Origin of the sequence: Nonomuraea lactucae (assembly GCF_003313395.1) — a bacterium.
Taxonomy (GTDB): Bacteria; Actinomycetota; Actinomycetes; order Streptosporangiales; family Streptosporangiaceae; genus Nonomuraea; species Nonomuraea lactucae.
Genome location: NZ_QNFZ01000196.1, coordinates 1 through 9,645, shown reverse-complemented (window position 1 = coordinate 9,645; position 9,645 = coordinate 1). Strand labels below are relative to the sequence as shown.

The 9,645-nt window shown below is 73.5% G+C and carries 12 protein-coding genes; 5 read left to right on the top strand and 7 right to left on the bottom strand.

Annotated features, from left to right (window positions below; genetic code table 11):
• Window positions 1-1,553 (top strand): hypothetical protein (locus DQW85_RS12360; RefSeq protein ID WP_162794926.1); only part of this gene is annotated, 1,553 nt, incomplete at its 5' end.
• Window positions 1,554-1,643: 90 nt separating this feature from the next.
• Here the strand turns inward: DQW85_RS12360 and DQW85_RS12355 are convergent.
• Together DQW85_RS12355 and DQW85_RS12350 are read right to left on the bottom strand one after the other, a co-directional pair.
• Window positions 1,644-1,991, bottom strand: coding sequence for a carboxymuconolactone decarboxylase family protein (locus tag DQW85_RS12355; protein WP_113700466.1), 348 nt, complete (start codon window positions 1,989-1,991; stop codon window positions 1,644-1,646).
• 115 nt (window positions 1,992-2,106) lie between these two features.
• The gene (locus tag DQW85_RS12350) at window positions 2,107-2,541 is read right to left on the bottom strand and encodes a MarR family winged helix-turn-helix transcriptional regulator (RefSeq protein WP_113700465.1); all 435 of its coding nucleotides are present in this window, start codon (window positions 2,539-2,541) and stop codon (window positions 2,107-2,109) included.
• A gap of 83 nt (window positions 2,542-2,624) precedes the next feature.
• Between DQW85_RS12350 and DQW85_RS12345 the strand changes: the two genes are divergently transcribed.
• The gene (locus tag DQW85_RS12345; RefSeq protein ID WP_113700464.1) at window positions 2,625-3,032 is read left to right on the top strand and encodes an organic hydroperoxide resistance protein; all 408 of its coding nucleotides are present in this window, start codon (window positions 2,625-2,627) and stop codon (window positions 3,030-3,032) included.
• Between the two features lie 108 nt (window positions 3,033-3,140).
• Complete coding sequence (locus DQW85_RS12340) at window positions 3,141-4,121, top strand: acetylxylan esterase (protein ID WP_113700463.1); 981 nt, start codon at window positions 3,141-3,143, stop codon at window positions 4,119-4,121.
• Window positions 4,122-4,322: 201 nt separating this feature from the next.
• Here the strand turns inward: DQW85_RS12340 and DQW85_RS12335 are convergent, their stop codons facing one another.
• From DQW85_RS12335 to DQW85_RS12315, 5 genes are all read right to left on the bottom strand, one after another.
• Window positions 4,323-4,613, bottom strand: coding sequence for a HesB/IscA family protein (locus DQW85_RS12335; protein ID WP_113700462.1), 291 nt, complete (start codon window positions 4,611-4,613; stop codon window positions 4,323-4,325).
• 131 nt (window positions 4,614-4,744) lie between these two features.
• Window positions 4,745-5,188, bottom strand: coding sequence for a CBS domain-containing protein (locus tag DQW85_RS12330; protein WP_113700468.1), 444 nt, complete (start codon window positions 5,186-5,188; stop codon window positions 4,745-4,747).
• A gap of 79 nt (window positions 5,189-5,267) precedes the next feature.
• Window positions 5,268-6,680: a dihydrolipoyl dehydrogenase family protein gene (locus DQW85_RS12325; RefSeq protein ID WP_113700461.1), complete on the bottom strand. Its 1,413-nt coding sequence runs from the start codon at window positions 6,678-6,680 to the stop codon at window positions 5,268-5,270.
• A 148-nt stretch (window positions 6,681-6,828) separates the two neighbouring features.
• Entirely contained in the window at window positions 6,829-7,989 is a 1,161-nt protein-coding gene (locus tag DQW85_RS12320) for a cation:proton antiporter (RefSeq protein WP_113700460.1), read from the bottom strand.
• An 8-nt stretch (window positions 7,990-7,997) separates the two neighbouring features.
• Window positions 7,998-8,492 (bottom strand): cation:proton antiporter regulatory subunit, encoded by a 495-nt coding sequence (locus DQW85_RS12315; RefSeq protein ID WP_338043379.1) that lies wholly within the window; start codon window positions 8,490-8,492, stop codon window positions 7,998-8,000.
• Window positions 8,493-8,682: 190 nt separating this feature from the next.
• Here DQW85_RS12315 and DQW85_RS12310 point away from each other — a divergent pair, with 190 nt between their 5' ends.
• Window positions 8,683-9,108 (top strand): ATP-binding protein, encoded by a 426-nt coding sequence (locus DQW85_RS12310; protein WP_113700458.1) that lies wholly within the window; start codon window positions 8,683-8,685, stop codon window positions 9,106-9,108.
• A 27-nt stretch (window positions 9,109-9,135) separates the two neighbouring features.
• Window positions 9,136-9,618 (top strand): ATP-binding protein, encoded by a 483-nt coding sequence (locus DQW85_RS12305; RefSeq protein WP_113700457.1) that lies wholly within the window; start codon window positions 9,136-9,138, stop codon window positions 9,616-9,618.
• Window positions 9,619-9,645 lie beyond the last annotated feature (27 nt).

Sequence of the window (9,645 nt, the reverse complement as noted above, 5' to 3'; positions counted from 1 at the left end):
TGGCCGCCGCCCCGGCCGTGGAGGGCGGCGTCTCGCTGGTGGACGGCGGCTGCGCCGCCGGTTCGCCGGGCTGCGCGCCGGGCCCCTTCTGCGTCGCCGGACGCGGCTGCTTCGGGGTCCAGGGCTACCTCGACGTGACCGGGCTGCCGGAGCGGATCACCGTGGACGCGGCCGGGAAGACGTTCACGTTCGCCGGGTACCGGCCCGAGCGCCGGAGCCTCGGCGTCTACCTCGGCAGCACGATCCTGGCGCCCGTGCCGGTGAAGGCCAGGGCCACACTCACCGGGCTGCCGCCGGCCGTCACCAGCATGTCGCTCGGCCCGTTCGACGCCGGCCCGTCCGAGGCCGGTGGCGGCAATGCCGTGCGGGCCGCGTACCGCATCGAGCCCGCCGCCACGCTCGGCTCGCTCACCGTGCACGCCGAGGCGGGCGGGCTGCGGGGCCTGGTGTCCGTCGAACCGGTGCCCGCCACGTTCGCCGTTCAGGGCACGTACGGCGCGAAGACCCGCGTCCGGGTGCGCAACTCCGCTCCTGTCGAGCGGCTCGGCGCGAAGGTGACCGTGCCCGGCGCGGGCACCGGCGAGCTGAGCTTCGGTGACGTGCCGGCCGTGTTCGGCGTGGACGCGGACGCCTCGGCCGGGGCCCTGCGCGTGCCCGCCGTCACCTACCGGGCGGAAGGCGGCGCGAACACCCTCGACGGTCGCCTCGCCGTCCAGGGCGGCCTGATCGACCCGGCGGGCAGACTGGGCGACGTGTCGCTGGCGGTGACCGACCTCGCCGCCGACACCACGGTCCGGCTCGCCCCGGACCAGGCGCTCGACCTGGTGTCCAAGCCGGTGCCCACCAGGCGGATCGAGGTGCACGCCGGGCTCACCGTCGACCCGGTCGGCCGACAGCGGTTCTCGGTGGGCAAGGTGATCCCGTACACCACCGGCTTCCTGTCCTACCGTGTCGGCGGCGACTTCGCCCTCGGGCGCAGCACCGTCGACGACCTGTCCCTGACCGTGCGCCGCCTGTCGTGGCTGCGGGTCAGGCCGGGCAGGGTGCCGTTCGGCTTGCGGGCGCCGGCCGGCCTCGGGTACGTCGCGCCGGGGTTCGAGGGGGACTACGGGCGGCTCGACCTCGGGGCGAAGGGCGTGGACCTGCGTCCGGACGTCAAGCTCGACGTACGGCTGAGCCGGAAGATCGGCGACGACGTCTTCCGCGAGTCGGTGCGGATCGGCCCTGTCGCCTCGCTGGCCCTGCGCCGCTACGACCAGCGGATGCGCCGCATCGGCGCCAAGCAGGAGATCAGCGCCGCCGGGGTGCGTCTGGCCTGCCTGACCGTGGACGCCAGGCCCGGCTTCGCCGCCGCCCAGGTGCGCGACTCCATCACGCTGCGCGGCTCCGACGGCCCGCAGATGGTCTCGCTCCTCGACCCGGGCGGCAAGGCGCCGGACTACGCGGTGGACCTGCTGACCCACTTCATGTCGCCGTTCCCGGGCGCCGAGTGGAGGGTGGCCGGTGCCCGGGCCGGGAGGTGCCCGGGCACCACCGGCTCGGCGTCGCGCTGAGCCGGACCATGCGGGGACTCCCGCCGGAGCGTGCCCCCGTGGCCGCTCGCCGGGACCCCGTTCCGGGCTGCCTGATGGCCGGTCCCCGGTTCAGAACCGGTCCCCGCCGTGCAGGGTCAGTCCGAACGCCAGGCCGATGTTGCGTGCGGCCGACACCACGCGGGCGCTGCCGACCACCGGGGCGATGGCCACCAGCGTGCCCTGGATCTTCTCCAGGGGGACCCCGATCTCCTCGGCCGTGCCGATGTTGAGCAGGTACGAGACGGGGGCGGCGTCCATGGCCACCAGCGCCGCGATACGTGCCAGCAGGTAGGTCTCCGGGTCCAGCCCGGACCGCTCGAACGTGTTGAGCGTCATCTGGACGAGCGACTCGAATACGGGGGCGTCCGCCTCCGCGAGGGCCGCCACGCCGCCCGCCCCTGGGGTGTCCTGGGTCATCTCCCGCTCCCTTCACGGGTTCGGAAACGCTGACGTGCACCCACCAGTGCACCCTCCAAAGGAACCTCCCGTCCGCCGCGACGGGCATCGCCCGCCGGGGGTGAAACAGTGAGGGTCAGCTCACGGCCTCAGAGAGGGAGCCGGTCAGCCGGTCCAGGATGCGGCGGAGGTCGCCCAGGTCCTCGCGGCTCAGACCGGTGGCGGCGACGAGACGCAGGGGCACCGGCTCGGCCCGCTCCCGCAGCCGCGCGCCCTCGGCGGTGGGCCGTACCAGCACCGAGCGCTCGTCGCCCGGGTCGCGCTCCCGGCGCACCAGCCCGGCCGCCTCCAGCCGCTTCAGCAGCGGCGACAGCGTGCCGGAGTCGAGCCGCAGCGCCGCCCCCAGCTCCTTGACCGACGCCCGCTCGCGCTCCCACAGCACGAGCATGACGAGGTACTGCGGGTAGGTGAGGCCGAGCTCCGCCAGCTCACGCCGGTAGAGCGCGTCGAGCGCGCGGGAGGCGGTGTGCACCGCGAAGCAGAGCTGGTCGTGGAGGATCAGGCCCTTCATGCCAGAAAGCCTACCGCACGACTTGACTGCTGCCAATTCAATTGCGCACAATCGAGTTGTCCCCAACAGAATGGAGTTCTGTCATGCTGTACACCGCCGTCGCCACCGCCTCCGGCCGCGAGGGCCGTGCCGTCACCTCCGACGGCAGCCTCGACGTGCGGCTCGCCCCGCCGAAGGAGCTGGGCGGCTCCGGCGAGGGCACCAACCCCGAGCAGCTCTTCGCCGCCGGGTACGCCGCCTGCTTCGCCAGCGCGATCAACCTCGCGGGCAGGCGCGCCAAGACCGACGTGTCGGACGTCTCGGTCACCGCCGAGGTGGACCTCGGCGCGTTGGGGAACGGCAGGTACGGGCTGTCCGTGGTGCTGCGCGTGGAACTCCCCGAGCACCTGCACGGCGAGGCCGGACAGGCCCTCGTCGAGGCCGCCGACCTGGTGTGCCCCTACTCCAACTCCACCCGGGGCAACATCCCGTTCGCGATCGTCATCGAGTAGCGGCGCGAGTCGTCCCCGTCATGGAGGCGGGAGTGCGCCATCCGGACCAGGTGACCGTTCATCCACCCGGCCCTAACCTGGAACTCCCCCTACAGGCTGGAGATCTTCGTGGCCCTGTTCGACCTGCCCCTGGAACAGCTCCGTACCTACCGACCCGACCGTGACGAACCCGCCGACTTCGCCGATTTCTGGTCCCGCACCCTCGCCGAGGCGGCGGAGTTCGACCTGGAGGCGGAGTTCACGCCGTACGACGCGCCGTACACGGCCGTCGACGTGTACGAGGTGTCGTTCGCCGGGTGGGGCGGGCACCGGATCAACGGCTGGTTCCTGGCCCCGCGCGGCGTGGACGGACCGGTGCCGTGCGTCATGCACTACATCGGCTACAGCGGGGGCCGCGGCTTCCCGCACGACCACCTGATGTGGCCGGCCGCCGGGTACGCGGTGTTCGTCATGGAGACGCGCGGCCACGGCGGCGCCAATCCCACCAGCCCCGGCCTGACCGGCGACCCGCATGGCACCGCCCACGCCCAGGCGCCCGGCATGATGACCCGCGGCATCCTCGACCCGGACGACTACTACTACCGCCGGGTCTTCACCGACGCGGTCCGCGCGGTCGACGCGGCGGCCGGGCACCCGTCGGTCGACGCCTCCCGCATCGTCGTATCCGGCGGCAGCCAGGGCGGCGGCATCGCCCAGGCGACGGCCGCCCTGCACCCGCGGGTCGTCGCCGCGCTCGTCGACGTGCCGTTCCTGACCCACTTCCGCCGGGCCGTGGAGATCACCGACCGCGACCCGTACCAGGAGATCGTGCGCTTCCTGGCGAGCCGCCGGGACGCCGAGGAGCAGGTGTTCGGCACACTGTCCTACTTCGACGGCCTGCACTTCGCGGCCCGCGGCGAGGTGCCGGTGCTGTACTCGGTGGCGCTGATGGACGACGTGTGCCCGCCGTCGACGGTGTTCGCCGCCTACAACCACTGGCAGGGCCCGAAGGAGATCACGGTCTGGCCGTGGAACCGCCACGAGGGCGGCCAGGGCTACCAGCGCGAGGAGCAGATCCGCTACCTGCACAAGCTGCTCTCGAAGGGCTGATCCGGGCCCGTCGGCGCGCTGCCAAAAGGGGCTGATCGGCGGCGCGCCGCCGATACGGGCTGATCGGCTGCGCCCGGCCCGCCTCCGGCCGGGCACGCGAACCCGCCGGCCCGATGCGGCAGGTGCACCGGACCGGCGGGCGTGAAAGGCATACCACGACCCGCCCACCGGCTCACGGCGGGCGTGGTGGCCGGGACGGCGTCAGGTGGTGGGCTGGTCGGTGACCAGGAAGGACACGGACCCCTGGTCGTCGGCCCCGGCGTCCAAGGACTTGTCGTCCAGGACGCTGGCGGCCACCGGATCGAGGTACACGCGGGCGCCGTCGGTCTCCACCACCTCGTCGGCGGGCTCCGGCTGGGTCGCCAGGGACAGAGTGAGCGCGCCCGTGCCCTCTCCCTGCGAAGCGATGCGGATCCCGCTCTGCGCGGGCTCGGGAGCGGAGGCCGTCAGGTCCCGGATGGCCTGGGCTGCATTGGCTGTCAAGGTGAGCACTACGGCTCCTCCTCGTACTCGACGTGCATGAATTGCCTGCCCTTCCCCTTCCTGGGACGTCCAACCCTCTTTCCCCGGATTCTTGGCCGGCGGCCGGACAGCCTCGGGCGGGCGCCTCCGGCCCCCCGCCGTCACTGCTCGACCAGCCGGTCCACCAGCGCCTGCAACGTCACGGCGCCCTGCAGCCCGTCGCCGTCCACGATCGCGACCACCGGGCTGTGCGTGCGCGCCATCAGCGCCGCCAGCTCCAGCACCGTGGCGTCCGGGTCGGCGACGGGCAGCTCGCCCGGCGCCGACGGCAGCGCCTCGCGCACGGTACGGCCCGCGAGCGAGCCCAGGAACCGGTCCGCGTGCGCCTCGTCCACCACGCGCGCCAGCGCCGGGTCGTCGAGACAGTAGCCGGGCACCGCCAGGCGCAGCACCTGCGTGCCCGGCAGGATGCTCGACGGCAGGCCACGATCGTCCACCACGATCAGCCCGGGCAGGTCCTGCTCGGCGAGCAGCCGGGCGGCGTCGATCACCGGGGTGTCGAGCCCCACGGTGGGGAAGTCGCTGACCAGGTCGCCGGCACGCATGACCATCGGCTGCCCGCGGGCGGCGCCTCCATGCCCGGCGCGCCGCTCCGAGCGAGGTGATCCTCCGCACGGGGTGGGGTCACAGGCCGTACGTCTCCAGCAGCCGCAGCCACACCTCGCTCACGGTCGGGAACGACGGAACCGCGTGCCAGAGCCGCTCCAGCGGCACCTCCGCCGTCACCGCGACCGTCGCCGCGTGCAGCAACTCGGCCGTTCCCGGGCCGGCGAACGTCACCCCGAGCAGCACCCGCCGCTCCTCGTCCACCACGGCCTTGGCCCGGCCCCGGTAGCCGTCGCCGAGCAGGTAGGCGCCCGACACCGAACCCAGGTCGTACTCCACGGTCCGCACCCTGAACCCCGCCGCGCGGGCCTGCGCCTCGGTGCGGCCGGCCGAGCAGATCTGCGGGTCCGTGAACACCACCTGCGGCGCGCCGTACCGGTCGGCCGCGTCGCGCATGGCCGGCAGGTCGTCGCGCCCGCCGTTGGCCCGGGCGGCGATGACGTCGCCGCACACCCGCGCCTGGTACTTGCCCATGTGGGTGAGCAGGGCCCGGCCGTTCAGGTCGCCGACCGCGTACAGCCAGCCGCCCTCCACGCCCGTCGCCCGCATGCTGTCGTCCACCTCGACGATCTCCCCGGCCCGCAGGCCGACCGTCTCCAGCCCCACGTGGGAGGTCGCCGGCCTGCGTCCGGTGGCCACCAGCAGCTCGTCCGCCTCGACCGGCGGACCCTCCGGCAGGTGGACCGTGACCTTGCCGCCCGGCTCCGGCCGCTCGACGCGGACCGCGTCCGTGCGCAGCCGCACGTCGATCCCCGCCTCGGCGAACGACTGCGCCAGCAGCTCACCGGCGAAGGGCTCCATCCTGGCCAGCAGCGAGCCGCCCCGCACCAGCACGGTGGTCTGCCGCGCGCCCAGGCCGTGCATGGCCTGCGCCATCTCGCACGCCACCACGCCGCCGCCGATGACGGCGAGCCGCTCCGGCACCGCCTTGGCCGCGGTGACCTCGTGACTCGTCCACGGGGACGCCTCGCGCAGCCCCGGCACCGGCGGGATGGCGGGGGTGCTGCCCGTCGCCAGCACCACGGCGTGCCTCGCGGACAGCACCCGCTCGCCGCCGTCGGACATGGTCACCCGTACGCGCCTGGGCCCGTCGAGCCGCCCGCGCCCGCGCAGGAACGTGGCCGGCAGGCCATCGACCCACCCCACCTGCCCGGAGTCGTCGTAGCGCGACACCGCCTCGTCACGCCTGGCCAGCACCTTGGCCACGTCGACGGGGCCGAGCGACAGGCCGGGCACCCGGCTGACCTCGGCCACCAGATCCACCGGTCGCAGCAGCGCCTTGCTGGGAATGCAGGCCCAGTAGGAGCACTCGCCGCCGACCAGCCGCTCCTCCACGATCGCGGCCGTGAGCCCGCCTCGGACGGCCCTGTCGGCGACGTTCTCGCCGGCGGGGCCGGCACCGATCACGATCACATCGAACTCGTCGCTCATATCCATCTCCGTGACATTCCTCACCGGCATGTCGAACAAGCCTCTCAGACCAGGAGAGCATCCGCGCACACCCGCCCCCTGGCCCCGGCTCCGCCGCGGACGGCCCCCCACCAGCGGCGCAGCACGACCCGGGCGAGCGGCCGGAACGTCAGGCGCGCCTGGCGACTGCCGTGATCAGCGGCTGCACCAGCTTGGCGGCCAGGGGCCCGAACGCCGCCAGAATGAGCACGTACGCGGCGGCCAGCGGCCCGAGGTCCGGGTGCGCGCCGGCGGCCACGGCCAGCCCGGCGATCACGATGTTGAACTCGCCGCGCGGGATCAGCGCGATCCCGGCCCGCGCCTGCCCGGCCTTGGCGATGCCCGCCCGCCGGGCCGCGAACGCGCCCGTCAGCAGCTTGGTGATCATGCCCGCGAACGCCAGCAGCGCCGCGGGCCCCGCCACCGGCAGGATCTTGGCGGGATCGGTCTGGAGGCCGAAGAAGACGAAGAACACCGCGGCGAACAGGTCGCGCAGCGGCTCCAGCAGGGTCCGCGTGTCATGCGCCAGCTGCCCCGACAGCGCGATCCCCACCAGGAACGCGCCCACGGCGGCCGACACCTGCAACGTCTGCGCCAGCCCCGCCACCAGCAGCGCCAGCCCGACCACCTTCAGCAGCAGCACCTCGGAGTTCGGGCTGGCCACGAACGCCTCGATGAACCGCCCGTAGCGCAGCGCGACCACCAGCACCACGCTCACGGTCACCAGCGCGATCCCCACCGTGGCCGCCCCGCTCGCCAGGCTCAGCCCGGCCAGCAAGGCGGTCAGGACCGGCAGGTAGAGCGCCATCGTCAGGTCCTCGAAGACCAGCAGCGACAGCACAGTCGGCGTCTCGCGGTTGCCGAGCCACCCCAGGTCGGACAGCACCTTCGCGGCGATGCCCGACGACGTCGCGTACGTCACCCCGGCCATGGCCACCGCGGCGACCGGTCCCCAGCCGAGCAGCAGCGCGCAGACCGCGCCCGGCGCGGCGTTGAGCACCAGGTCGACGAGCCCGGAGGTGGCGTTGCCCCGCAGGCTGGTGACCAGCTCGTCGGCGCTGTACTCCAGCCCCAGCGTGAGCAGTAGCAGCACGACGCCCAGCTCCGCGCCGACGGAGATGAACTCCTGGCTCGTGGCCAGCGGGACGACGCCGCCGGTGCCGAACGCCAGCCCGGCGAGCAGGTAGAGGGGGATGGGCGAGATGCCGACCCGCAGCGCGAACGCGCCCAGGACCCCCAACCCCAGCAGGACAGCACCGAACTCCAGGAAGACGATCGCGGTGTGCTGCACCCGGGGGCCTACCCGCGCGCCAGGATGTCGGCCACCTCTGCGGTGCTGTCGGCGCCGCCCACCACGACCACGATGTCGTTCGCGGCGAAGACGAAGGCAGGGCCCGGGCTGGCGAACACCGTGCCGCCGCGCACCACGGCCACGATCGAGGCGCTCGTGCGCGTGCGCACCCGCGCGTCGCCCATCGGCCGCCCCACGTACGGTGAGCCGGGCGGGATCGGAAGCTGCAGGCTGACCAGGCCCTCGACCTGCTGGTGCAGCTCGTTGAGCCGCTGCACGATGCGCGGGGCGCCGAGCAGCTCGACCAGCGCCTCGGCCTCCTCGTCGTTGAGCCTGACGGTCTCGCAGACGCGGTCGGGATCGTCCTTGTCGTAGATCACCAGGTCGCGGCGGCCGGTGCGGTGGGAGACGACCCCGACCCGCTTGCCCGACTGCGTGGTGAACTCGTGGCGCAGGCCGATGCCGGGAAGTGCCGTCTGCTCTATGTCCACCGTTCTTCCCATCCACCGGTCCGCGCAGTGTCAGGCCGACCTTACCAACAGTGGATCGAGGCGTTGTCAGAGCAGGGCGAGGGCCTCCTCGAGGGACCCTCACTCCGGCGGCACGGTGGGAAAGGCGCCCCAAGCATCGACCAAGGTGATTGGAACCGTTCTTTCGTGGCAGAGGATGCGACAACCGGCTTAGCGAGGCGTCATGGACATCCGATCGAGAAAGGAAGAGGCGTCCACCATCACCTTCACCGAGGGGGACGTCGCGGGGGCGCGCAGCGCCGTCGAACGGTTCGCGGAGAGACAGGGGATGTCGCCCGAACGGGTCACCGATCTGGTGCTGGCCGCCAACGAGGCGGTCGTCAACGCCGTCGCGTACGGCGGGGGACGGGGAGTGGTGCGGGTATGGTCCGACCGCGGCTCCGTCTTCTGCGACGTCAGGGACTTCGGGCCGGGCATCCCGCTGGACCGGCTCAACCGTGGCCATCCGCCGCGGTACGAGCTGGCGGGCGGCTGGGGCATTTGGCTCATCCGCCGGCTGGCCGATAAGGTCGCCTTCACGACCGGCCCGGGCGGCACCGCCGTACGGATCGCGATGACGCTGTCCGACCACGAGCGCGCCGTGTCGTGAGGGCCCCCACCTCAGGTAGGCGAGCGGGTGAACACCGATCCCGGCGACGCGGACCCCCCTCCGCTGCTCGACATGCCCTTCGACGAGGGCAGCCTGGCCGCGACCCGCGGCGAGGTGCAGCGCCGCGCGCACGAACAGGGCCTGGCCGGCGAGCGGCTCGGCGACTTCGTCATGGCGGTCAACGAGTGCCTCGTCAACGTCGTGGCCCACGCGGGCGGTCGCGGACGGCTCCGGCTCGGGCACGAGGGCACGGGCCTGTTCTGCGAGATCACCGACTCCGGGCCCGGCATCCCCGCCCGCTACCTGGACGAGGCCGACCTGCCCGCCCCGTCCGAGCTCGGCGGACGCGGCATCTGGCTGATCCGCCGCCTCACCGATGGCGCCGCCTTCGCCACCGGCCCGGCGGGCACCACCGTTCTCATGGTCATGAAGCTGCCGCGCGACGGCGAGCCGCCGTTCCGGCCGGGAGGCGGCGGCCCCGCCGTACCCACCGGCCGGGGCCAGGCGTAGCGCCCGCCACCGCCCCCCGGGGCGGGC